The following is a 23,512-nucleotide window of genomic DNA, read 5'->3' on the forward strand; positions in this document are numbered from 1 at the left end:
TTATTGGTCCCGTCGGTGCCGGCTACGACTCCGCCGCGTCCGAGCGGTCGGCCGGCCGGGCGAGGATCGGGACCGTGACGGTGACGACGGTCCCGGTCGGCTCGTTCTCACCGAACTCCACGTCGCCGTCCGCGATGTCGGTCGCCCACTTGACGATCCAGAGGCCGAGGCCGCTCCCGTGGGTCAGCGCGGTTTCGGATCCCCGTTCGAGCGTCTTCGTCTCTTGTGTGTCGATCCCGGGCCCGTCGTCGGCGACCTCGACGCTGACGTGATCGTCCGCCCGTCGAACCGTGATCCGGACGTGCTGATCGTCGCCGACGTTGTGTTGGGCGGCGTTCTCGATCAGGTTCGCGAAGGCCGTCTCGAGTATCCCGGCGACGGCGACGTCGGTCTCGGGTCGCTGGAGGTCGATCGTGGCCTCGGAGTACTCCTCGCGAACGGCCGTCACGGCCTCGACCAGGAGGAGGTCGAGCGAGACGGGATCGGCCTCCTCGCGGACCGCGTCGAACAGTTCGATGGCCTCCCGTCCCTTGCGGCCGAGTTCGGCGACCCGGAACGCCCGCCGTTTGATGGTCTCCGCGCTCTCGCCGGAGAACTGCGCCGCGTGTCCGTGGATGACGTTCGTCTCGGTTCGGATGTTGTGACGGAGGACGCGATTCAGCACCTCGAGTCGCTGTTGCTGTCGGAGGTGACGGCTGATGTCGTGAAAGCGGATGATCCGACCGATCGGCCGCTCCCGGACGTTGCGGATCCGCGTCACTGTCACGTCGTACGGGTGGCTGCCCGCCCCGTTCTCGACCGTCAGGTGGCCGGACAGCGCCCCTTCCTCCGGCAGGCGTTCGTACTCGGGGACGACGTCGTCGGCCGGCGACCCGACCGCTTCGTCCGGCTCGACGTCTAGGATCCGGTCACAGCTGTCGTTCACGTCGACGACGTAGTCGTCCCGGTCGACCACGACGGCCCCCTCCTGCATCCGGTCGAAGAGGAACTCCCGGGCCCGTCTGTTCGGGGCCGGGCTCGTCCCGAACAGCCGAAAGCGGGTGAGGGCACCCAGATACGCCACGCCGGAGATCGAAAAGGAAATTGGGGTCGGATCGATCCCCGCCGTCGCGAGGACGCCGGTGAGATAGAGGACGTTCGTCAACCACGGCGCCGACATCCCGACGAGGAGCGCCGACCCTTGGCCGCGGAAGGTCGTCGCGTCGCTCGTGAGTAAGCCGAACAGCGGGATCATGCCCAGAAAGCCGAGCAGGTACGTATACCCCGCGATCACCCCGTACCAGTCGCCGCCGTATCGGAGCTGTCTGATCCCGTTCGGCCCGATCCCCTGGATATCGACGTAGAGGAGGTCGTGGTACTGGCCCGTCAGGGCGAGCACCACGGTCACCGCCGGCACGACCCCGAGGAGGGCGACGTACCGTGGGCGCACGTACTGATCGTGGCCGGTGTACTCCAGCGAGAACAGGACCCAGGCGACGGGGATGACGACGACGCCGATCCATCCGAGATCCATCCACAGGAGCGTCGAGTCGAGCGTCGTCGCCTGAATCCGGAAGATGATACACGTCGACCACCAGCTCTGGCCGAGCAACAGGCCGACCAGCGGCGTCGCTCCCGGCTTCGGTCGCTGTCGCCACGCCAGTATCGTCGCTGCCGTCCCGACGGCGATGGAGGCAAACAGCCCATGTATCAGGTAGATCGGCGACGCGGCGACCACTATCTGCGGACTTGTCGCGCAGGAACAAAATACCCGTCGACCGGTCGACTCGGGAGTCAGCTCGGCGCTCAGGGCGCGATCGGCGCGTACGCGTCGGTGTCGGAGCGGTGGTGGTCGGTCAGAGACCGCCCCCCGTGAGCGCGAGCAGCACCGCGAAGACGAAGAGGTGTTTCGCCTCGCCGGCGACCCCGAGGCGGCCGTGGTCGTCGGTTCGACCGACGAGCGCGGCCAGCACGAGGGCGTAGCCGAGTCCGGCGACGGCCGCGATCGTCAGGCTCGTCGAGAGCAACCCGCCGTAGAACGCCGCCACGAGGAACGCGATCAGGGCGACGTCGAGCGCGTAGAGGATCTGCCGGGTTCGGCGCACGCCGAAGACGACCGGCATGGTCGACACGCCGATGGCCGCATCGCCCGCCACGTCGGCGACGTTCGGGATCTCGGTGTTGACGAAGGTGTCGAGGAAGAAGTAGACGAAGACGACGGCTGCGGTCGGCGTGACCGCTGCGTCGGCGAACGCGAGCGGAAGAAAGAGCAACGCGATGGCCCACGCACCGGCGACGACGGCGGAGTTGACGACGAGCACGTCCTTCAGTCGCTTGAACGTGGAGCCGAGCGCCGGGAGCCAGTCGGTCGCATAGAGGATCCAGAAGGCGCCGGGGAGGAGCGTGATCGCGAGTGCGAACGGGCCCCCGGCCACCGCGATGGCGACTGCCAGGCCGTAGGACGCCGCCGACAGCACCGACAGCGCGGTCTCGTGTCGCCGGACGAATGCGGTCCGTTCCGGCGCGTCCAGTTCGTCGGTGTCCGCGTCGGCGATCCGGTCGCCGGCGTAGACGGCGAAGGTGACGAGGCCGACCACGAGCGGTGCGGGGTTGGGTGGGAGCGACAGCGCGGCCATCACCGTCGCCACCTCCACGGCCGCGATGACGGCGAGGTACGCCGAACTGTACAGCAGTGCGTCTTTGATTCGTTCGCCGCCGCGTCGCAGCGTCGCGGCGAACGTGCCGTGCCGTATCGTGGCGCTGTCCGCGGGTCGGGACAGCGAGGGTCGTTTCTGGGACATGGGTTCGGTCGACGGCGGCAGTGCGGATCGCCACGTTCAGCCGCCGTCGACTCCGACCAACCGGTCAGCGTATCTCAATCATTGCCACCGAGTACCACGGTTGATAACGAGAGCGGCACGCGCCACGTCGTCGTCGAGAGGACGTCTCGTGACGGCGTTCCCGACTGCCGGCGGCTTGAATACCCTTATCAGTCTCGCCCCCCGAATTCGGACATGAACGTCGTACCGGACACGAGCGCGGTCGTCGACGGCCGCGTGTCCGAACGCGTCGAGTCGGGGGCTTACGAGGGGGCGACGATCACCGTTCCCGAGGCCGTCGTCGGCGAACTCGAGTGGCAGGCCAACGAGGGCCACGACACCGGCTGGGAGGGCATCGAGGAACTGCAACGGCTGGTCGAACTCGCCGACCAGGGCACCATTTCGGTCGACTATTACGGGGATCGCCCCGACGCCGGACAGAAGCGCGGCGCCGACGAGGGCGAGATCGACGCCCTCGTCCGTGACGTCGCCGCCGACCTCGACGCGACCCTGTTGACCAGCGACGTGGTGCAGGCCGAAGTCAGTCGGGCGAAGGGCCTCTCGATCGAGTACGTCGAACCACGGGGCCGCGACGAGGGCGGCGACGACGGCCTCGACATCGAGTCTTTCTTCGACGAGACGACGATGAGCGTCCACCTTCGTGCGGGAGCAAAGCCCAAGGCAAAGCGTGGCGCGATCGGCGACATGCACTACGAGACCATCCGCGACGCGGTGACGACCGAGGCGGAGATGAAGGAGTTCGCCCACGACGTGGGGAAGACGGCGCGAGCGAGTCCGGACGGGTTCGTCGAACTCGACGAACCGGGGATGACCATCGTCCAGTACCGCTCCTATCGGATCGCCGTCGCTCGACCACCCTTCGCCGACGGCTTCGAGATCACCGCCGTCCGGCCCATCGTCAAGACCGACCTCGACGACTACGAGTTCGCTGCGGACCTCAAGGAGCGCCTGTTGGAGCGCCAGCGCGGCGTCCTCATCTCCGGCGCGCCCGGCGCGGGGAAGTCGACGTTCGCCCAGGCGGTCGCCGAGTTCCTCGCGAGTCACGACAACGCGGTCAAGACGATGGAGAAGCCCCGCGACCTGCAGGTCGGCGCCGACATCACCCAGTACACGGCGCTCGGGGGCGACATGGCCAAGACCGCCGACTCTTTGTTGCTGGTCCGCCCGGACTACACCATCTACGACGAGGTGCGCAAGACCGACGACTTCGAGGTCTTCGCCGACATGCGCCTCGCCGGAGTGGGGATGGTCGGCGTCGTCCACGCCACCCGCGCCATCGACGCGCTTCAGCGACTGGTCGGCCGGGTCGAACTCGGGATGATCCCGCAAGTGGTCGACACGGTGGTCTACATCGAGGCCGGACGGGTCGATACCGTCTACGACGTGACCACCGAGGTGAAAGTCCCCGAGGGATTGACCGCCGAGGACCTGGCCCGTCCGGTCATCCAGATTTCGGACTTCGAGACCGGGAAGCCGGCCTACGAGATCTACACCTTCAATCGACAGGTCGTCACCGTCCCCCTCGACGGCGACGAGGGGAGTGAGACGGGCGTCTCCCGGCTGGCGCGCAAGGAGGTCGAACGCGAGATTCGCTCCATCGCCCGCGGCCACGTCGAAGTGGAACTGAAAGGACAGAACGAGGCCGTCGTCTACGTCGAGGAGGACGACATCTCCGCCGTGATCGGCAAGGGTGGGGGGCGGATCAGCGACGTGGAGGACCGCCTCGGCATCGACATCGACGTGCGGACGCTCGACGAACGGCCGTCGAGCGGCGGTACAGGCGGCGCCGCGGGCGGCACCGATCGCGAGGGAACCGTCGTCACGCCCGACGTGACCTCCAGACACGTCGTCGTCGACGCCGCGGAGGCGGCGGAGGTGGGCCAGACCGTCGAGGTGCGGGCCGACGGCGAGTATCTCTTTACGGCGACGGTCGGCCGTGGTGGCGAGATTCAGGTGTCACGCGGGAGCGCCATCGCGGACGAACTGGAGGGTGCAATCGACCAGAAACGGCGGATTACGGTCGTTCCGGCCTAGTCGCATTCGGCACAGGGGGCGTCTGCCTCGCCGCCCTCCTTCGCCAGCGCCGCCTCGTTGAGCTGGTAGAGGTTCTGCCGTGCGTCGGCGAAGTAGACGTCCTCGTCGACGACGCCGATATCCTCCAGTCGTTCGAGCGCGTAGCGAACCGTCCGGGCCGACAGCATCGACTCCTCGACGATCCCCTTCTGGGTCAGCGACCCGTTGTATTCGAGGACCTTGAAAACCAGTTTCGCGCTCGGGGGCAGGTCGTCGAGACCTTCCTTTTCAGTTCCAGCCATCGTGTATTGAAACACGGGGCCACCCTGATAAATGTTCACCGGCGGCGCGACGACAGGTGACACGCGAGTTTTATTATCGGACGAATAGATCTCCCGTAACGATACGGATGACCGAGTCCGAGGCCGATCCAGGCATTCCCGATCCGGTGGTCGCCCCCTTGCTGCCCGACTTCGACTACGGTCGACTCGACGGTCGTGATCCGATCGGCGGGGATGGTAGGACGAGTTCCTTCGAGCCCGCTGCACTGGCGGTAGCGACCGAAGCGATCCGTAGCGAGTTGTTCGGCCGGTCGGGCCGGTGGCGCTTCGTGAACCGGTCGCGGCGGTCGGGGGCTTCACTCGTGTCTCTCGAGGCACGGGGCGAGGAGTTCCAACTGACGGTTCCGGACCTGTAGCCCGCCGGCAGGGTTCCCCGTATCGAACGCCTTTTGATGCCCGGTGCCGGAGGGACGTGTATGGCTACGGAAACGCAGACGGGCCTCACGGGACACGTCCGTGGGGTGACCGTCACCACGCTCGCCTGCCTCGGCGGCCTCGCGGCCGCGGTGGCCGCGGGCGTCGTCGTCGGGACCGGACCCGAGGCGGCGAGTGACGTTCGGGCGCTCGCCTTCTTGGTCGCCGCCGCCGCCGGCCAGTATCCCGTGCTGAAGGCCGTCGGCGTCGACGTCGCCGACTTCGGCGCCAAGGACCACCTCTACGTGGCGTTCATGACGTTCGCGCTCTGGTTCATCACGTTCGCGATCCTGCTCACCACCGGCGCCTCCCTCTAACATGGCCGACGACAGCATCGCGGTCGTCGACCTCGACCGGTGTCAACCCGACCGCTGTAACTACGAGTGTGCGAACTTCTGTCCGCCCAACCGCACCGGCGAGGAGTGTATCGTCACGCTGGAGGAGCGCCACGACGACCCTGACCTCTACGACGGGGGCCCCGACCAGATCAGCATCTCCGAGGAACTCTGCCTCGGCGAGACCTGTGGCATCTGCGTCGAAAAGTGTCCCTTCGACGCCATCGAGATCATCAACCTCCCCTCGGAGTTGAACGAGGACCCCATCCACCGCTACGGCGAGAACGCCTTCTCGCTGTACGGCCTCCCGATCCCCGACTCGGGGACGGTCACCGGGCTCCTGGGTCCGAACGGCATCGGGAAGTCCACCGCCGTCCACGCCCTCGCCGGTGAGATGATCCCCAACCTCGGACGGTACAATGTCGACCCCGAGTGGGAGACGGTACTCGATCGCTACCGCGGCAGCGCGCTCCAGAACTACCTCGAACGCCTGATTGGCGACGAAGTCAGCGTCGCGCGAAAGCCCCAGTACGTCGACCGCATCCCCGACCAGTTCGACGGGAAGACCCGCGAACTCCTCGCGGGAACCGACGAACGGGGCATCGTCGACGACCTAGTCGACCGCCTGTCGATCCGTCCGGTGATGGACCAGGCCATCGACACGCTGTCCGGCGGCGAACTCCAGCGTGTCGCGCTCGCGGCGACGCTCGCCCGCGACGCCGATTTCTACTTTCTCGACGAGATCACGCCCTACCTCGACATCGGTCAGCGTGTCACGGCGGCCCGCCTCGTTCGCGAACTCGCCGACGATGAGGACCGCTCGATGCTCGTGGTCGAACACGACCTCGCCGTCCTCGACTTGTTGGCCGACCGCCTCCACGTCGCGTACGGCGAACCCGGCGCGTACGGCGTCATCACCGACCCCAAGTCGGTTCGCAACGGCATCAACGAGTACCTCCGGGGCTATCTCGACAACGAGAACATGCGCATCCGCCCCGACGAGATCACCTTCGAGGAGCACGCACCCCGCCAGTCGACCTCCGGGTCGCCGCTGATCGAGTATCCCGAACTGACGAAGTCCTACGGCGAGGGCGAGTTCTCGCTGTCCGTCGAGGCCGGGACCATCTACCGGAGCGAAGTGCTCGGGGTCGTCGGCCCCAACGGCATCGGGAAGTCGACGCTCGCGAAACTGTTCGCGGGGTCGCTCGATCCCGACGCCGGCGACCTCGACTTCCGCCTCCAGATCGCGTACAAACCGCAGTACGTCGAGGTGGACCAGCCGATGCGCGTCGACACGTTCCTCTCGTCGATCACCGACGACTTCGGCACCTCCTTCTGGAACACGGAGATCGCCAAACCCCTGCAACTGGAGCGGATCATGGAACAGCAGTTGACGGACCTCTCGGGCGGGGAGCGCCAGCGGGTCGCCATCGCCGCCTGCCTCTCGAAGGACGCCGACCTCTACGTCCTCGACGAGCCATCGGCCCACCTCGACGTCGAGCAGCGGGTGCAGGCCACCACGGCCATCCGCCGCTACGCCGAGAACCACGACGCCACGGCGATGGTCATCGACCACGACATCTACATGATCGACCTGCTGGCCGACCGCCTGATGGTGTTCGACGGCGAACCGGCGAAGCGCGGCCACGCTTCGACGCCCCAGGACATGCGCTCGGGGATGAACGACTTCCTCGCCGATCTCGATATCACGTTCCGCCGTGACGAACGGACGGGCCGTCCCCGCATCAACAAGCCCGACAGTCAACTCGACCGGAAACAGAAGCGCCAGGGCGAGTACTACTACGCGCCCTGACTCGACGGCCGGGGACCGAGGCCTGCGCCCCAGGTGTCTTCCCGATTGCCGTCTCGGGCCGTCGCCTCCCCCGAACGCCCGACGCGACCGAGGTCCGCCGGACGAACGGACACCCCCGACTGGATCGCTCCACCGGACGCCTCGAACCGCTTCGCGCCCGTTCCGGACGAGAGACGAGAGTGTGACCGTCGACAGCACGCGTGCGACGAGGGACCGTCTCCGGCGGGGACTAGTTCCGAATCGAAAGTCGACTCGTCGTTTCCACACACTGAGAAAGGGTGTGTGATTTAATGTCAGAACATCTACCACACTCGCACATGAACTTCGACGAGTTCACAGGCGAGGTACAGCATCGGCTCGAACTCCCCGGAACGGGGGAGGCGGTGCGGGCGACCCGGGCGACGCTACTGACGTTGGGCCAGCGGCTTCCGGAAGGGAACGCCGAGGACCTCGCCGCGTCGCTCCCGATGGAGGTGAAGTGGTATCTGACCGGGGCGGTCCACGACCACGGTCAGCGATTCGACTGGCAGGAGTTCGTCGACCGGGTCAGCGGGATCGAGGGAAGCGATCCGGCCGACGCGGCCTACCACGCCCGGGTCGTCGTCGACCTCGTCCACACGCTGGTTCCGGCGTCCGACTTTCGACAACTCCGTGACGCGCTCCCCGAGAGCGAGGACGACGGGGACTGGCGCAACCTCTTCGAAGTCGTCGACGCCGGTGGCTGGGGCGACACCGAGGAATCGCAGACGGGCGGCAGTCAACAGTCGGACGCGGCGGAGTAGCACGGTCCACGGCACGCCCGACGGTCGCTCCCGGAGGCCCGGGGACGAACGGACCGATCGGGTGGGATGACGGAGTGGACTAACGTGCCTGCCTGGAAAGCAGGTGGCCGAGAGGCCTCGTGGGTTCGAATCCCACTCCCACCGCCTGCCACCGACGCCACGCGATCCCCAAAGCGTTACGGCCCTCGCCCGCGGCCATCCGCCATGACCGAGGCCGCAGACCTCCTCTTGACGAACGCGGAGGTCCACACGCTGACTCGTCCCGACGAGACGGCCGAGGCGGTCGCCGTCCGCGACGGCCGGATCGTCCGCGTCGGCGACGCCTACGAACTCGACTTTCTGGCCGGCGTCGACACCCGGACCATCGACCTCGACGGTCGCGTCCTCCTCCCCGGCTTCGTCGACGCCCACACCCACCTCGACACGGTGGGCCGAAAACGCGTCCACGCGGACCTCTCGACGACCAAGAGCCGCGCCGCCGCAGTCGGCGCGCTCCGCGACCGGGCCGCAGCCGTCGACGACGATGACCCCGTCCTCGGCTTCGGTTACGACGAGTCCGCCTGGGACGAGCGGGGCTATCTCACCCGGTCCGACCTGGACGCCGTCGACGCCGCCGGTCCCGTGGTCGCCGTCCGTGAGGACCTCCACGTCGCCTCACTCGATTCGACCGCGCTGGCGCGGTTCGGCGACGACCTGCCCGACGATGGCGTCCACCTGGAGGCCGGCGAGCCGACGGGCGTCGTCGTCGAGCGGGCGGCGGAGGCGGTCCTCGACGCCCTCGCGCCCGACGAGTCGGAGACGGAGCGACTTCTCCGGGCCGCCCAGACGTACGCGAACGAGCGGGGTGTCACGACCGTCCACGACATGGTTCGGCGCTCGTCGGCGCCCCGGGTCTATCGCGATCTCGACCGCGACGGCGAGTTGACCCTCCGCGTTCGCCTCAACTACTGGGCGGACCATCTCGACGCCCTCGTCGAGACGGGGCTGCGGACGAACCACGGCGACGGGCGGGTCCGGATCGGGGCGATCAAGACGTTCACCGACGGGAGCATCGGCGGCCGGACGGCACGACTCTCCGCACCCTACGCCGACGCCCCGGACGAGCGCGGCGAGTGGACGGTGGCGCCGGCGGCGTTTCGCGACCTGCTCGACCGCGCCGAGGCTGCCGGCTTCCAGGTCGCCGCCCACGCCATCGGAGACGAGGCGGTCGACGACGTCGTCGACGCGTTCGCCGGCGCCGACCGGGGGGTCCGCCACCGGATCGAACACGCGGAACTCGCGAGCGACGAGGCCATCGATCGGATGGCCGACGCGGGACTCGTCGCCTCGATCCAGCCCAATTTCCACCGCTGGGCCGGCGAAGAGGGGCTGTACGCCGACCGTCTGGGCGACCGACGAACGGAGACGAACCGACTCCGCCGACTGGCCGACGCGGGTGTCATCCTCGCCTTCGGCAGCGACTGTATGCCGCTCGATCCGCTCGCCGGCGTCGCTCACGCCGTCGACGCGCCGACCGATCCCCAGCGCCTCGGCGTGACCGAGGCGCTGCGGGCGTACACGCTCGGCGGCGCCTACGCCGGCTTCGACGAGGACCGACTCGGCACGGTCGAGACCGGCAAACGCGCCGACTTCGTCGTGCTGGAGGCGTCGCCGTGGGACACCGACGACATCGGCGCCATCGACGCGGCGCTGACCGTCGTCGACGGCGAGGTGGTGTACGACGGACGATAACCCCTAAGTCCGCGCCCTGCGGAGTCGGCCTATGCCAACCTTCTTCGACCGTCTCGCCGAGCGGATCGACCGCGTCGACAGCGTCGTCTCGATCGGCCTCGACGCCGACCCCGACCGAATCCCCGACTTTCTCGCCGATTGCGACCTGCCGCGGTGGGCGTTCAACCGCCGGATCATCGACGCCACCCACGAACACGCGGCCTGCTACAAACCCAACGCCGCCTTTTACGAGGACGCCGACGGCTGGCGGGCGCTCCGCGAAACCGTCGCCTACGCCCACGGGAAGGACGTGCCCGTCCTGTTGGACGCCAAGCGCGCCGACATCGGCAACACAGCCCGGCGGTACGCGGACCTCCTGGACGGCGCCGACGCCATCACCGTCAACCCCTACATGGGCCGGGACTCGCTCGATCCCTTCCTCTCCCGCGAGGACGCGGGCGTGTTCGTCCTCTGTCGCACCTCCAACCCCGGTGGTGCGGACCTGCAGGACCTCGAACTCGCCTCGGGCGAGCCGCTCTACCGACGCGTGGCGGCGCTCGCGGACCTGTGGAACGAACACGGGAACGTGGGACTGGTCGTCGGCGCGACGGCGCCAGCGGAACTGGAGGGGCTGCGGGCCGAGGTTCCCGACATCCCCTTTCTCGTCCCCGGCGTGGGCGCACAGGGTGGGGACGCCGAGGCCGCCGTGGAGTACGGCCTCGCGGCCGGCGTCGGTCTGGTCAACTCCTCGCGGGGGATCATCTTCGCCGGCGAGGACGCCCCCGAGCGCACCCGGACGGGGACCGGAGAGACCGACGGGGCGGCGTACTTCGACGCGGCGGGCGAGGCGGCGAAGCAACTGAAGCGACGTCTCAACCAGTACCGATAGCCGCCCGTTACCGCGCCCGCGCGGCACAGTCTACGCACAATCCGGTCTCGCGGTCGTAGTGGGTCGTACAGACGTTCGCGCCACAGCCCTCGCAGGTGTGGCCGGCCGTCGCCGCCTCGCACACCTGACAGACTGTCGCCATGCTCATGCCGGCCCTACGGCGCCGCCGGGCTTCAGCGTGTGGGTACAACCGGCAGTCGGTCGAGCGCCGCCGCCTCTCGGCGGGTGCCAACGATTCGTTCGGGCGATCCGCCCCCGTCGCCGGATCGGGCGCCCGAGGACCGAAACGGGCGAGACGCTTACAACGGTGGGTCCCCACGTGTGTGCGTGGACAGGGATCGACTCCTGCTCGGCCTGGCGGCGGTGTTCGCCGGCGTCACGGTGGTACTGACGGTGTCAGCCCTCGCCTACCAGCCGTTCCTCCTGTTTCTGTCCCTCCCCTTCGCTGCGACCACCTACCTCATGTGGTCGCACGCGACGGGACGACTGGCGGAACGCACCCGCCGCCGGGCACGGCGTGCGTCGACCGGCGAGAGGCGGAGCGGTCCGGGCGCCCCCGGCGGCTTCGGCGCGACGGCGCGCGGGACGGCGGGTCCCGGTTCCGGTTCCGGCCCCGGCCCCGGCCCCGGCCCCGGCGGCCGACGCGCCGGCGTGGGAGCCCCCCGCGACACCGGCCAGACCCGTCGCGAGGCCTACGAGACGCTCGGTCTCGACCCGGACGCGGACGACGACGCGGTGCGGCGGGCCTACCGGGCGAAAGTCAAGGAGGTCCACCCCGACACCGAAGACGGCGACGAGGATGCGTTCAAGCGAGTGAACCGCGCCTACGAGACGCTCACGGACTGATCGCTCCTGTGGCAACTATACCCACACTACGGAAAGCGTTTTGCCGAGCCACGGACTATCACGCCCCATGACCGCCGATCGGGCCGTCCTGAAACAGGCCCTGGAACGCGGCGAGGAGGAGGGCGGCCCAATCGAGTTCAAGGAGCGTCTCTCTCGGGACGTCCACCTCGTGGACGGTCGGATGGAGAGCCTGGCGGCACAGTTGCGCCACCGCGTGCTGTCGGGCGACGGCGAGGCGACGTACGTCGTCGGCGTCACGGACGACGGCCACGTCGCCGGCATCGAACCGTCGGCGTTCTCGGAGTCGATGGACGTCCTCTCGCTGCTGGCGGAGGAGGCGGGCGCCCACATCGAGGACGTGGAAACCTGGGGCGTGGGTCGCGACGACGAGGACGGCCTCGTCGGCGTCGCCACGGTCCGGGAGGGTGCCATCCTCGACACCGACGACAGCCACATCGTCGTCGGGACCGCGGGTCACGTCGACCACGGGAAGAGCACGCTCGTCGGCACGCTCGTCACCGGACAGGCCGACGACGGACAGGGTAACACGCGCTCGTATCTCGACGTCCAGCCCCACGAGGTGGAGCGCGGCCTCTCGGCGGACCTCTCCTATGCGGTGTACGGCTTCGACGAGTCGGGGCCGGTACGGATGGACAACCCCCATCGGAAGTCGGACCGCGCCCGCGTCGTCGAGGAGTCCGAACGGCTGGTCTCCTTCGTCGATACCGTGGGCCACGAACCGTGGCTCCGGACCACGATCCGGGGATTGGTGGGGCAGAAACTCGACTACGGCCTCCTGACCGTCGCCGCGGACGACGGTCCAACCAAGACCACCCGCGAACACCTCGGCATCCTGCTCGCGACGGAACTGCCGACGATGGTGGTCATCACGAAGACGGATCTGGTGAGCGAGGAGCGGGTCGAGGCGGTCGAGCGGGCCGTCGAGCGCCTCCTCCGGGACGTCGAGGAGACGCCGCTTCTGATCGAGCGCCACGGCGTGAGCGCCGCCGCCGAGGAGATCGGTGACGTCGTGCCCGTTCTCCGAACCAGCGCCGTCTCGGGGACGGGCCTCGACGCCCTCGACGACCTGTTCGAGCGCCTGCCAAAGACCAACGGCGGCGACGGCGACTTCCGGATGTACATCGACCGGACGTACGCCGTGACCGGCGTCGGCGCCGTCGCCTCCGGCACGGTCAACTCGGGGACCGTCGAGGCGGGCGACGAACTCCTGTTGGGCCCGATGCCGGACGGCGATTTCCGGCAGGTAGAGGTGCGCTCCATCGAGATGCATTACCACCGGGTCGACCGCGCCGAGGCCGGCCGTATCGTCGGCATCGCGCTCAAGGGCGTCGCCGAGACCGACGTCGAGCGCGGGATGGTACTCCTGCCGGCCGACGCCGATCCCACGCCAGTCCGCAAGTTCGAGGCCGAGGTGGTCGTCCTCAACCACCCCACCCGGATCGGGACGGGCTACGAACCCGTCGTCCACCTGGAGACGATCAGCGAGGCGGCCGTCTTCCGTCCCGAGGGCGGCCACCTCCTCCCCGGCGACCGTGGCACGGCGACGGTCGAGTTCAAGTTCCGTCCCTATCTGATCGAGGAGGGTCAGCGGTTCGTCTTTCGCGAGGGGCGAAGCAAGGGCGTCGGCACCGTCACCCGTATCGACGAGTAGGCGACGTGGCGGTGCCGCTCGACCACCACGCCGTCGCCGCGGGCGGCGTGTCGCGCGCTACGCGTCTCCCGGCTCCGGCACCGGGACCGGCTCCCCCGTGTCGATGGCTTCGAGAACGGCGTTGGCCACCTGGAGCGACCGAAGGCCGTCCCGCCAGGTGACGAGCGGCGAGTCGCCGGACCTGACACAGTCGACGAAGTGGGCCGTCTCCCGGGTGAGGTTCGTCGTCAGCGTTCCGCGGAGTTCCGAGGTGTCGACGTAGTCGTAGCCCTCGTCGGTCCCGACGGCGACGTCGTCGTTTTCGAGTTCGAGACGGGCGTAGCCGTCGGTGCCGGTGAGCCGAATCTCCTCGGTGATCGCCGCGGGGTAGCCGTCGGGGCGCGCCCACCCCGTTTCGAGCGTGCCGACCGCGCCGTTCGCGAACTGCAGTGTCGCCGTCACCACGGCGGGTGTCGACAGGTCGCCCAGCCCTCGGCTGGCGATGGCCGACACCTCCGTCACCTCGGAGTCGAGGTACCACCGCATCATGTCGATGTCGTGGACCGACAGGTAGTAGAGCGGGTTGGTCCACTCCGCGACCGCCTCGTAACTCTCGGCCGACGCGATCCGTGCCGCCTGAATCCCGAGGAACTCCCCGAAATCGCCGTCGTCGATCCGCGATTTCAGATTCGCGTACCGTGGGTCGAACCGGCAGACGTAGCCGACCAGCAGGTCGGCCTCCGACGCCTCGACCGCCTCGCCGATCGCCTCGGCGTCCGCGACGGTGTCCGCGATCGGTTTCTCCAGCAGGACGTCCACGTCGCGGTCGAGCACGGTTCGGGTGGGATCGAGGTGAGCCGATTCCGGCGTCGCCACGGTGACGAGGTCGAGGTCGATGGCATCGAGCGCCTCGGGGACCGACCCGAACGACGCCGCGTGGAACCGCTCCGCCACCTCACGGGCGCGGTCCTCGTCCAGGTCGACAACGGCGGCCAGATCGACCCCCGGATGTTCGTCGTAGCTTCTGGCGTGTTGTGTTCCGATCAATCCGCTACCGATCACGCCGGCCTGCAGTTTGTCGTTCGTCATATGGACGCTTGCAGGGAGTGGGTGATAAGTATATGGCCGCACTAACACGGGTCGGACTGACGCCGTTCGCACGACCCGTCGGCCGCCGCCGACCACCCGCCGTCACCGGGTCGTGGCGTCGGGGCGGCCACGGCGCGTTGCCGGCGAGCGCCGAAACGGCGCTGTCGGTGGATATTGCTCGTCTCGAAGCAATCTCACCGCAAATTTTTACATCTCGGGGGAGTTCTCTGGAAACAGATGAATTCAGCAAACGGGTCGATGTTGTCGATCGACGTGAGTGCGAAAACGACACGTGAGGAGGGCATCGACGACGAACTTGCATCTTTCATCGGTGGGCGTGGCGTCGCGACGCGACTCGCACACGAGCGAATCCCCTTCGACGCGGATCCGTTCGGGAGCGAGAACGCGGTGTACTTCTCGACAGGGCCGCTGCAGATGTCGCAGATGAGTTTCACGGGCCGGATGAACATGACCGGGCTCTCGCCGCTGACCGACGGGTTGCTGTCGACGAACGCCGGCGGCTATCTCTCCCGGAACTTCGTCGACACGGGGCACGCAGTCGTCGAGATCACGGGCGAAAGCGACGACCTCGTCGGCCTCCACGTCACCGACGACGGCGTGACCGTCGAAGCGGTGCCTCACCTCAGGGAAGCCACCGTTCCGGACGTCATGTCACACGTGACCGCCGAACACGGACTCGAAAGCGAACACGTGGCCGCCATCGGGCCGGCCGGCGAAAACCGGGTCCGGTTCGCCAGCGTGATGACCTACGATCACCGGGCATTCGGTCGTGGCGGTCTCGGCGCCGTCCTCGGGTCGAAGAACGTGAAGTTCCTCACGTTCCAGGGCGAGTCGCCACCGCAGGTGTCCCTCCCCGACGACGTCCAGTCGACGATCCACCGGGAGGCGGCCACGGCCGACGACATGATGAAGCGCCAGGGCACGACGGCGGGGACGGAGTTCATCAACGACGACTTCTCGTTGCCGACGAGATACTTCTCCGAACAGTCCTTCGAGGACGTCGAGGATATCGGTGGCGACGCCGTCGAGGCAAAGAAGACCAACAAGGCGGCCTGTTCGGTCTGTGCGTTCGCGTGCAAACTCCCGACGAAGGACGAGGAGACGGGGTTGGAAACCGAGGGTCCGGAGTTCGAGACGATCTTCTCGTTCGGGAGCAACGCCGGCGTCGGCGACCTCGTGTCGATCATGCGTTCGAACGAGCGCTGTGACACTCTCGGGATGGACACGATCAGCGCCGGCAACGTCGTCTCGGCGTATCTCGCGGCCAACGACGAGTTCGGGAATACGGACCTCGTCGACGAACTGGTGCGAAAGATCGCCTACCGCGAGGGGATCGGCGATACGCTCGCCGAAGGAGTCGATCGGTGCCACGAGGCGTTGGGTGTGGAAAACTGGTCGATCAAGGGACTGGAACTGGCCGCCCACGACGGCCGCGTTCTCTACGGACAGGCGCTCAGCTACGCCACGGCGAACCGCGGTGGTGACCACATGTACTCGGCGACGATGCTCTCGAACGAGTACGGCGGGGACCTGGACGCCGAGACGCTCGACGGGAAACCCGAGTTCCTGATCACCGACGAGAACCGCGCCGCCGTTCGCGACAGTGCCGTCCTCTGTGATTTCGGCGGCGGCTACGTGAGCGAGGACGCCCACGGCCAACTGCTCGATGCGTCGTACGACGAGTTACTGGCGGTCGGTGGCCGCATCGTCGAACTCGAACGGCATTTCAATAACAAGCGGGGGATGGACCGGGCCGACGACCGGCTCCCGTACGAGATTCCCGGGTTCGAGGACGCACTCGACGAGTATTACGACCGACGGGGATGGACCCGGGACGGGACCGTCCCCGACGAACGGGTCGCCGAGTACGCCGTCGTCGGCTGAGCAGCGCACGGATCCCGCGTCGCGGACGGCGGCGCCGCAGTACTCCTCGTCTGTCGACCACACGCCACCGTCGGCGGGCCGTCCGTCGCGTTCGGTCCCACTCCGTCGGGGCGGGACCGCCCCGAATCCGGAAACTACTGCCGGATGTGTGGCTAGACCGTGCAACTCTCCTCCAAAACGCTGGACGAAGTCCCAGAAGAGCTTTGTAAAACCAGTCGATCGATGGCTGTATGCGAATCGAACAGCTCGGTTCCGGTGAGCCGGCCGTCGCGGTCGTCGCGGCGGTTCACGGCGACGAACCCTGTGGGGTACGCGCCATCGAGCGACTCTTGGACGACGATCCGGACGTCGAACGGCCGGTGAAGTTCGTCGTCGCGAACGAGCGGGCGCTCGATCGGGGCGTTCGGTACGTCGACGTCGACATGAACCGCTCGTACCCCGGCGACGAGACCAGCGACCGACACGAAGAGCGCCTCGCGAGTGATCTCCGGGCGGAACTGGCCGGCACGACGGCGCTTTCGATTCACTCCACACGGTCGTACGCGGACCCGTTCGGTGCGACAGCCGGGCTCACCGACGCGGACCGGCGGGTGTTCGAGCGATTGGGGCTGGAGTACGCCGTCGACGTCGGCGGCGTTTCCGACCGGCACCTGGCACAGCTACCGAACTACGTCGAGATAGAAGCCGGACTCCAGGGCACGGACGCCGCGGCGAGGAACGCCTACGACCTGACGAGACGCTTTCTGCGGGCGACCGGCGTGGTACCGGGTACCCCCGAGCGACGGGACACGTCCTACGTGACGATCTACGAAACCGTCCCGAAGCGGGCCGACGCGACCTACTCGATCACCGCACGGAACTTTCGGGCGGTCGAACCGGACGAGGAGTTCGCACGGCGTGACGGCACACCGATCCGTGCGACGGAGGCGTTCGTGCCCGTACTCATGTCGAGCACCGGCTACGAGGACATCCTCGGGTTCAAATCGGCCGTCGTCGACTGATCGACCGGTCGATGGTTGCTGCCTGAACGGCACTCGACGACCCCGTTCGAGGCCGCCGATCCCGAATTCGGTGGCGCTCCGCCGGTCGACGCCCCGAGTTCCGGATCACTCGAACCTGGCCGCGCCCGATCACCCTGCCGGACGATCACTTCCAAAGGCCCACTCTAATCGGGGAAACATTCTCTGTGCCTCGTCCTTTCTCCGTTCTCGTGGTGAAGACTTATTTGGTTTGTCGGAAATGGTGGCCGTATGGACGGTTCCGAAGCGGTAGACTTGGACTCGGCCGACGACGACACGATTCTCCTCGAATACGTCGATTTGAACGGCATCTCCCGAGGAATGTTTATTCCCGAGGACTCCTGGGATCGGGCCGTTGAGGACGGTGTCGGCTTCGGGTCTATCATTCTCGACTGGTACGAGAGCCACAACAGTCGCGGCATCACGGAGGCGTCGAACCTCGGCCCCAGCGAGGGGGAAATACAGGCGGTCGCCGACCCGGATTCGCTGGTCCCCGTCCCCTGGGTGGACAGCGACATCAAAAAAGCCAACTGCGACCTGCTTCACAACGGCGACCCGACCTCGATGTGTAGTCGATCGGTGCTCGGGAACGTTCTCGATCTGTACCACGACATGGACTTCACCACGTCGGTCGGAACGGAACTCGAATACAACGTCTTCACCGAACTCGACGCCGAGGAGCTGGAGCGCGGCGAAGCGTACCTGCGGGAGGTCGCCGCGACCAAGGGGAGTCCCTACGCGACACGGCCCATCGTCGATCACAGCGCGTACGTGACCGAACTCGCGACGACCATGCGAAAGATGGGTGGTTCCCTCGAAGGGATCCACAAGGAGAGCACGCTCGGGCATTACGAGGCGATACTCGAACATTCCTCCGCCCTCCAGCAGGCCGACACGATCATGTCGTTCCGCATGGCGGCACGGGGTGTGGGCCGGCAACACGATCACATTCCCACGTTCATGCCCCGGCCGATGAGCGAGTTCGAGGGAAACAGTCAGCACTACCACTTCAGCCTGTGGCGCGACTCCCAGAACGCCTTCAACGATCCGTCGGCCGAACGTGGCCTCTCGGACACCGGCCGTCAGTTCGTCGGCGGGATCCTGGAGCACGCCCGCGGACTCACCGCGCTCTGCTCGTCGACGGTCAACTCGTACAAGCGGCTCCAGCCGGGGCTGTGGGCACCGATCGACATCAGCTACGGCTACGACAACAAGACCTGCCCGGTGCGTATCCCACACGGACGGGGCGACGCCACCCGGGTCGAAGTGCGGATTCCCGACAGTTACGCGAACCCGTATCTCGCGATGGCGGGCATCCTCGCGGCCGGATTCGACGGGATCCGTCGCGAGATCGATCCGGGTGAACCGGTCACGTCGGACATCTTCGAGGAGGGTGCCGATCCGGAGAACTCGCTCCCGACGTCACTCGACGAGGCGCTGACCGCACTCCAGGCCGACGATTTCCTCCGGGAGACGTTGGGGGAGGAGGGGATCGCGCAGTACGTCGCGCTCAAGCGAAACGAGAGCGAACGGTACCGGCAGGCCATCACCGACTGGGAAGTCCGGGAGTACGTGGACCAGATCTGAGCGACCGGACGACCGCGATCGATCGGTCGGAACAGTCGAAGAGGTGGGTGTCGGAGCTACTCCTCGCTGGACTCGCCGATTCCGGAGAATCTGAGGAAGAGCGACGAGCCGAACACGAGCCCGAGCGAGACGATCGCGACGATCGACGACAGCGCGAAGAGCGACGCGTTGAGTCCGAACTTCATCTGCGCGAACGTGACCGTCGGGATGGTGGACGACGAACCGATGGTAAAGAAGGTGAGGTTGTAGTCGTTGAACGCGATGATGGTCGGGATGAGGAACGCGCCGAGGAGCGCCCCCCAGATCAACGGTAGCGTGACCTCCTTGAACCGCTGGATGTCCGTCGCACCGTAGACCTTCGCGGCCCTGTCGAGTTCGACGGGATACTGGTTCAGCTGTGCCATCATGATCAGGAAGGCAAAGGCGGTGCCCCGGAGCGACTGCGTGAGCATCGCCAGCGTGACGCTGCCGGACAGCCCCGAGAGTTGGTCGTGTACCAGTGCGGACCCGATGCCGGTAATGAGCGTCGGCACGACCAGCGGCAGGACGAACAGCGTCGCGACGGCGTACCGGAACCGGAAGTCGTACCGAGTGACGCCCCACGCACTGGCCGCCCCGACGGCCATCGAGATGAAGCCGCTACCGAACCCGATCTGGAGGCTGTTCCAGAGCGGTTCGTTGTACTGGCCGGTGAACACCTCGAGGTAGTTCTGCGTCGTGAAATGATAGGGGAACAGCGAGTACGGGTCCACGTTGAACGAGACGAGGATCAGCAGGAAGATCGGCACGTACATGAACACCAGCATTCCAACGAGGAGCGCCTTGTGGATCCGGTAGTTCCGCACCAGGGCCTGAATCATTCGGACTCACCCATCGCTAGCGTTGGCAGACTCCGGAAGGTGTAGCCGACCACGGCGGTGACGAACAGAAACGAGATGACGATCAGGATCGTTCCCAGGGCCGCGCCGGTGGGCCACGCGCCCCCGGCGCCGAACAGTTCCTTGACGGAGTTGCCGATGAGGCTCCCCGAGGCACCGCCGATGAATCGACTGGGGAGGTGGCTGACGAGCGTCGACACGAACACGAGGATCGATCCCATCGCGACACCCGGCAGGCTCAGCGGCCACGTCACCTCCCTGAACGCGACGGCGGGACTCGCCCCGGCATCGATCGCCGCATCGAGCAGCGTGTGATCGACCAGCTCCAGCGAGAGAAAGATCGAGAGCATCATAAACGGAAACCAGAGGTAAATCTCACCGAGGAACACCTGAAACAGCCCGTACTCGAGCAGGCCGAACGTCGGGATGCCGACGGCTCCCAGCAGCTGACTGGCCAACCCGTTGGCGCCGATCAGCGCCTGATGGGCCGACTCTCGGAGCATCGCGCCCACGAAAAACGGCGCCGCAAACAGGAGCAAGACGGGCAGTTGTTGCTCGTCCATCCCCCGGGAGATGTAGTACGCGATCGGATAGCCGAGGATGAGACTGGCGGCCGTCACCGACACTGCCATCGCCACCGATCGGAACAACAGCACGTGATACGACGACGAGGTGAGGAGATAGACGTAGTTCTCCACGGTCCACACGGCGACCAGCTGGTACTGCTGGGTCGTCCAGAGACTGATGACGAACATCATCCCCAGCGCCGAGCCGAAAAACGCGAGCAGATACAGGCTCGGTAGGCCGACGAGGATGGACTTCCACGAGCCCATGCGATCCTTGACTGCCTCCAGTCGGACGGTCCGTGTTCGATTGCTCATTCTCCCTCCGGGAAGACGTGTGCATTCTCCGGGTCCCAGGTGAGTTCGACGGTATCCCCGATCGCCAGATCCGGTCCCTGCTGTCGGGTTACGCTCACGACGATGTCGTCGTCGTCGTCGAGCGTGATCCCCTCCGGATCGATCAGATATTCGATCAGCTTGCCGGTGAAGAAGACGTCACTGACCGAGCCCTCGATCGACCGCGAGGCGTCCGTCGCCGTGGTCGCGAGCTGGAGGTTCTCCGATTTGATACAGAAGACCCCCTCGTCGGCGGCTTCGAGCGACGCACCAGAGCGGCCGCGTAGCGTCACCTCCCCGCTTTTGAGCGTCGCCTGGCCGTCCTCGACCGTGTCCACGACGCCCGGGATGGTGTTCACCTCCCCGAGGAACGTGGCCACGAACTTGGACGCCGGTTCGTTGTACAGCTCCATCGGCTCCCCGACCTGAACGATCTCGGACTCGTTCATCACGGCGACCCGATCGCTCATCGTGAGCGCCACCTCCTGGTCGTGTGTCACGTAGATGAACGTGACGTCCAGCCGACGCTGGTACTTCCGCAACTCGACTTCCAGCGTGTCACGCAGGTTCCGGTCGAGGCTCGCGAGCGGTTCGTCGAGGAGCAACACGTCCGGTTCGTAGATCAGGCCCCTCGCGAGCGAGACGCGCTGTTTCTCCCCGCCGGAGAGTTTGTCGGGATACCGGTCGTAGTATCCCCCCAGATCGACGAACTCCAGCAGCTCCTGACAGCGTTCCTTCCGCTCGTCCTTCGGGACGTCCCGCATCTTGAGCGGGAATTCGACGTTCTCGCCGACCGTCTTGTGTGGGAACAGCTGGAAGTTCTGGAAGATCAGTGCGGTCGATCGCTCGTTCGGTGGGACGTCCGTGATGTCCGTCCCGTCCAGAAGCATCCGTCCCTCGGTCGGCGTTTCGAGGCCCGCGATCATCCGCAGCAGCGTCGATTTGCCGCTGCCCGACGGCCCGACGAGGGTGAAGAACTCGCCGTTGTTGAGCGTGAGTTCCGGCGCGTCGACGGCACATAGATCGCCGAAATACTTCTTGAGATCCTCGATCCGGAGGAGCACGTTCGAGTCGGACTGTGTCGGGTCCCGTGTCTCGCTCTCGCGTTCCGTTGTATCGCGTTCGGTGTCTTGGTCTTGCATCATATATTACCGGAAACGTCCGACAGCTAGCTCCGCTCAGGCGGACTGGACCTGGGTCCAGTACTCTTGCCACGTCGACGGGCACTGCGGAACGCCGAACTGAGTGAGTTTGCTGAACTGGTCGGTGCGGTCCTGGAAGAAGATGCGTGCTTCCCGGTCGGTCAACCGGTCGCGGATGTCCGCTGCCGGGGCGCCACCGACGTTTCTCGCCATCATCTCCATGTAATTTTTCGTCAGCCGCTGGTCCATGAACGCGTAGACGGCGTTTTTCTTCGCCTCCGACTCGACGCCCGACGTCATCATCCACGCTTCGAGCCATCCCATCCCACCTTCCTCCGGTCGGAGGTTGTGTCGAATGTCGTTCCCCTGGAACGCCAGCCGGCGGAACGTGTCCGAGAACTCGGGGAACAGCCACAGCGAGCCGTTGTTGTACAGCCGGTCGAGGTTCCGGGAGTCGCTGTACCGCGTGATCAACCAGTCTTTCTGCTCGGTGAGCAGTTCGGCGATTTTCTGGAGTTGGTCCTCGGAACAGACGTCCCAGATGTTGCCCTTCGGATCGTTGTACCCGAGCGCCATCGCCGTGTTGGCGACGTTCATCGTCATTCTGGCGCTCGTGGCGATGTGACCCGAGTACTCCTCGTTGTACAGCGAACTCATGAAGCTATTGATGTCGTCCTCGGCGACCTCGTTCGGGTTGTACGAGATCCCGTAGCCACCCCAGGCGTTCGGCGGGCCGAGATACTCGCCGTCCTCGCTCACGTGCAGGTCCAGATTGTCGGGGTGGAACGCCGAGACGAGGTTGTCGAGGTTGCTCAGCCGCGACCGATCGACCGGCTGAATGAGCCCGTCCTGGTAATACTGCTTCGGCCACAGCGAGTCCGCCATCACGATGTCGAACTCCTCGGCGCCGCCGGAACGCAGTTGATTGTACGCCTCCGGGTTGCCGTCGAAGTACGCCGTTTGAAGCTGCACGTCGTACTCGTCGACGAAGGCCTGATTCAACTCCTCCGTGTCGTAGTACGGCCACATCAGAATGCGGAGGGTGTCCGCGAACTCGGCACCCCCGCTCGTTCCGACCGTCGTGCCACCACCGCCGTCGCCGTCGCCACCGCTCGTCGTCCCCTCGCTCCCCGATCCGCCGTCACCACTGGATCCGCCCCCACTACAGCCGGCCAGTCCGGAGACGACTGCAGCGGAACTTGCCGCCAACCAGTGGCGGCGGGTGATACCGTTCGTCGACGTGTCTTGCTCAGACATTACCGATTCCTTGCCGACTATCATATATAAAATCACCCCCGTCTATGCTAGATGGGCGAACTAGGGGTGTAGGGCGTAGACCCGAAAAAATAATCATATATTTCTTATCAAACGAAAAAAAGT

At 66.5% G+C, this 23,512-nt stretch carries 21 protein-coding genes and 1 tRNA gene; 13 read left to right on the forward strand and 9 right to left on the reverse strand.

Annotated features, from left to right (window positions below; genetic code table 11):
* Window positions 1–22: 22 nt before the first annotated feature.
* Both NBT82_RS10020 and NBT82_RS10025 read right to left on the reverse strand, forming a co-directional pair.
* Window positions 23–1,717: a sensor histidine kinase gene (locus NBT82_RS10020; RefSeq protein ID WP_251327984.1), complete on the reverse strand. Its 1,695-nt coding sequence runs from the start codon at window positions 1,715–1,717 to the stop codon at window positions 23–25.
* 118 nt (window positions 1,718–1,835) lie between these two features.
* Entirely contained in the window at window positions 1,836–2,780 is a 945-nt protein-coding gene (locus NBT82_RS10025; protein ID WP_251327985.1) for a UbiA family prenyltransferase, read from the reverse strand.
* A 213-nt stretch (window positions 2,781–2,993) separates the two neighbouring features.
* Between NBT82_RS10025 and NBT82_RS10030 the strand changes: the two genes are divergently transcribed.
* The gene (locus NBT82_RS10030) at window positions 2,994–4,853 is read left to right on the forward strand and encodes a PINc/VapC family ATPase (protein WP_251327986.1); all 1,860 of its coding nucleotides are present in this window, start codon (window positions 2,994–2,996) and stop codon (window positions 4,851–4,853) included.
* Here NBT82_RS10030 and NBT82_RS10035 read toward each other — a convergent pair.
* Window positions 4,850–5,134, reverse strand: a complete 285-nt coding sequence (locus NBT82_RS10035) for a winged helix-turn-helix domain-containing protein (protein ID WP_251327987.1) — start codon at window positions 5,132–5,134, stop codon at window positions 4,850–4,852. The genes NBT82_RS10030 and NBT82_RS10035 overlap by 4 nt on opposite strands.
* A 107-nt stretch (window positions 5,135–5,241) precedes the next feature.
* Here NBT82_RS10035 and NBT82_RS10040 point away from each other — a divergent pair, with 107 nt between their 5' ends.
* The 7 genes from NBT82_RS10040 to pyrF all read left to right on the forward strand — a co-directional run bounded on the left by NBT82_RS10040 (window position 5,242) and on the right by pyrF (window position 11,116).
* Window positions 5,242–5,529, forward strand: a complete 288-nt coding sequence (locus tag NBT82_RS10040; protein ID WP_251327988.1) for a DUF7527 domain-containing protein — start codon at window positions 5,242–5,244, stop codon at window positions 5,527–5,529.
* A gap of 60 nt (window positions 5,530–5,589) precedes the next feature.
* Entirely contained in the window at window positions 5,590–5,904 is a 315-nt protein-coding gene (locus tag NBT82_RS10045) for an EMC6-like membrane protein (protein WP_251327989.1), read from the forward strand.
* Window position 5,905: 1 nt separating this feature from the next.
* Window positions 5,906–7,735 carry a ribosome biogenesis/translation initiation ATPase RLI gene (locus NBT82_RS10050; protein ID WP_251327990.1) on the forward strand — a complete coding sequence of 610 codons (1,830 nt, stop codon included), beginning with the start codon at window positions 5,906–5,908 and terminating at the stop codon, window positions 7,733–7,735.
* Between the two features lie 317 nt (window positions 7,736–8,052).
* Window positions 8,053–8,517, forward strand: coding sequence for a DUF2267 domain-containing protein (locus NBT82_RS10055; RefSeq protein ID WP_251327991.1), 465 nt, complete (start codon window positions 8,053–8,055; stop codon window positions 8,515–8,517).
* Window positions 8,518–8,577: 60 nt separating this feature from the next.
* A tRNA-Ser gene (locus NBT82_RS10060) sits at window positions 8,578–8,661 on the forward strand.
* Window positions 8,662–8,721: 60 nt separating this feature from the next.
* Window positions 8,722–10,248 carry an amidohydrolase gene (locus NBT82_RS10065; protein ID WP_251327992.1) on the forward strand — a complete coding sequence of 509 codons (1,527 nt, stop codon included), beginning with the start codon at window positions 8,722–8,724 and terminating at the stop codon, window positions 10,246–10,248.
* 31 nt (window positions 10,249–10,279) lie between these two features.
* Window positions 10,280–11,116, forward strand: a complete 837-nt coding sequence (gene pyrF / locus NBT82_RS10070; protein ID WP_251327993.1) for an orotidine-5'-phosphate decarboxylase — start codon at window positions 10,280–10,282, stop codon at window positions 11,114–11,116.
* Window positions 11,117–11,123: 7 nt separating this feature from the next.
* On the opposite strand, the gene NBT82_RS10075 is transcribed toward pyrF, so the two are convergent.
* Window positions 11,124–11,264 carry a hypothetical protein gene (locus NBT82_RS10075; protein WP_251327994.1) on the reverse strand — a complete coding sequence of 47 codons (141 nt, stop codon included), beginning with the start codon at window positions 11,262–11,264 and terminating at the stop codon, window positions 11,124–11,126.
* Between the two features lie 179 nt (window positions 11,265–11,443).
* On the opposite strand from NBT82_RS10075, the gene NBT82_RS10080 reads away from it, so the two are divergent.
* Both NBT82_RS10080 and NBT82_RS10085 read left to right on the forward strand, forming a co-directional pair.
* Window positions 11,444–11,962, forward strand: a complete 519-nt coding sequence (locus NBT82_RS10080; RefSeq protein WP_251327995.1) for a J domain-containing protein — start codon at window positions 11,444–11,446, stop codon at window positions 11,960–11,962.
* Window positions 11,963–12,029: 67 nt separating this feature from the next.
* Window positions 12,030–13,634, forward strand: a complete 1,605-nt coding sequence (locus NBT82_RS10085) for a GTPBP1 family GTP-binding protein (RefSeq protein WP_251327996.1) — start codon at window positions 12,030–12,032, stop codon at window positions 13,632–13,634.
* Between the two features lie 57 nt (window positions 13,635–13,691).
* On the opposite strand, the gene NBT82_RS10090 is transcribed toward NBT82_RS10085, so the two are convergent.
* Window positions 13,692–14,702, reverse strand: coding sequence for a Gfo/Idh/MocA family protein (locus NBT82_RS10090; protein WP_251327997.1), 1,011 nt, complete (start codon window positions 14,700–14,702; stop codon window positions 13,692–13,694).
* A gap of 237 nt (window positions 14,703–14,939) precedes the next feature.
* Here NBT82_RS10090 and NBT82_RS10095 point away from each other — a divergent pair, with 237 nt between their 5' ends.
* The 3 genes from NBT82_RS10095 to NBT82_RS10105 all read left to right on the forward strand — a co-directional run bounded on the left by NBT82_RS10095 (window position 14,940) and on the right by NBT82_RS10105 (window position 19,213).
* Window positions 14,940–16,607, forward strand: a complete 1,668-nt coding sequence (locus NBT82_RS10095) for an aldehyde ferredoxin oxidoreductase family protein (protein ID WP_251327998.1) — start codon at window positions 14,940–14,942, stop codon at window positions 16,605–16,607.
* Between the two features lie 230 nt (window positions 16,608–16,837).
* Window positions 16,838–17,608, forward strand: a complete 771-nt coding sequence (locus tag NBT82_RS10100) for a M14 family metallopeptidase (RefSeq protein WP_251327999.1) — start codon at window positions 16,838–16,840, stop codon at window positions 17,606–17,608.
* Between the two features lie 249 nt (window positions 17,609–17,857).
* Window positions 17,858–19,213, forward strand: coding sequence for a glutamine synthetase family protein (locus NBT82_RS10105; protein WP_251328000.1), 1,356 nt, complete (start codon window positions 17,858–17,860; stop codon window positions 19,211–19,213).
* A 56-nt stretch (window positions 19,214–19,269) separates the two neighbouring features.
* Here the strand turns inward: NBT82_RS10105 and NBT82_RS10110 are convergent, their stop codons facing one another.
* From NBT82_RS10110 to NBT82_RS10125, 4 genes are read right to left on the reverse strand one after another with little or no spacing between them, the layout of a single operon-like run.
* Window positions 19,270–20,073: an ABC transporter permease gene (locus tag NBT82_RS10110; RefSeq protein ID WP_251328001.1), complete on the reverse strand. Its 804-nt coding sequence runs from the start codon at window positions 20,071–20,073 to the stop codon at window positions 19,270–19,272.
* Complete coding sequence (locus tag NBT82_RS10115; protein WP_251328002.1) at window positions 20,070–20,972, reverse strand: ABC transporter permease; 903 nt, start codon at window positions 20,970–20,972, stop codon at window positions 20,070–20,072. Before NBT82_RS10115 ends, NBT82_RS10110 begins: the two co-directional genes overlap by 4 nt.
* The gene (locus NBT82_RS10120; protein WP_251328003.1) at window positions 20,969–22,135 is read right to left on the reverse strand and encodes an ABC transporter ATP-binding protein; all 1,167 of its coding nucleotides are present in this window, start codon (window positions 22,133–22,135) and stop codon (window positions 20,969–20,971) included. The genes NBT82_RS10115 and NBT82_RS10120 overlap by 4 nt, the downstream gene beginning before the upstream one ends.
* A 33-nt stretch (window positions 22,136–22,168) precedes the next feature.
* The gene (locus NBT82_RS10125; protein ID WP_251328004.1) at window positions 22,169–23,389 is read right to left on the reverse strand and encodes an ABC transporter substrate-binding protein; all 1,221 of its coding nucleotides are present in this window, start codon (window positions 23,387–23,389) and stop codon (window positions 22,169–22,171) included.
* Between the last annotated feature and the right edge of the window lie 123 nt (window positions 23,390–23,512).

Source organism: Haloplanus sp. HW8-1 (genome assembly GCF_023703795.1).
Classification (GTDB): domain Archaea; phylum Halobacteriota; class Halobacteria; order Halobacteriales; family Haloferacaceae; genus Haloplanus; species Haloplanus pelagicus.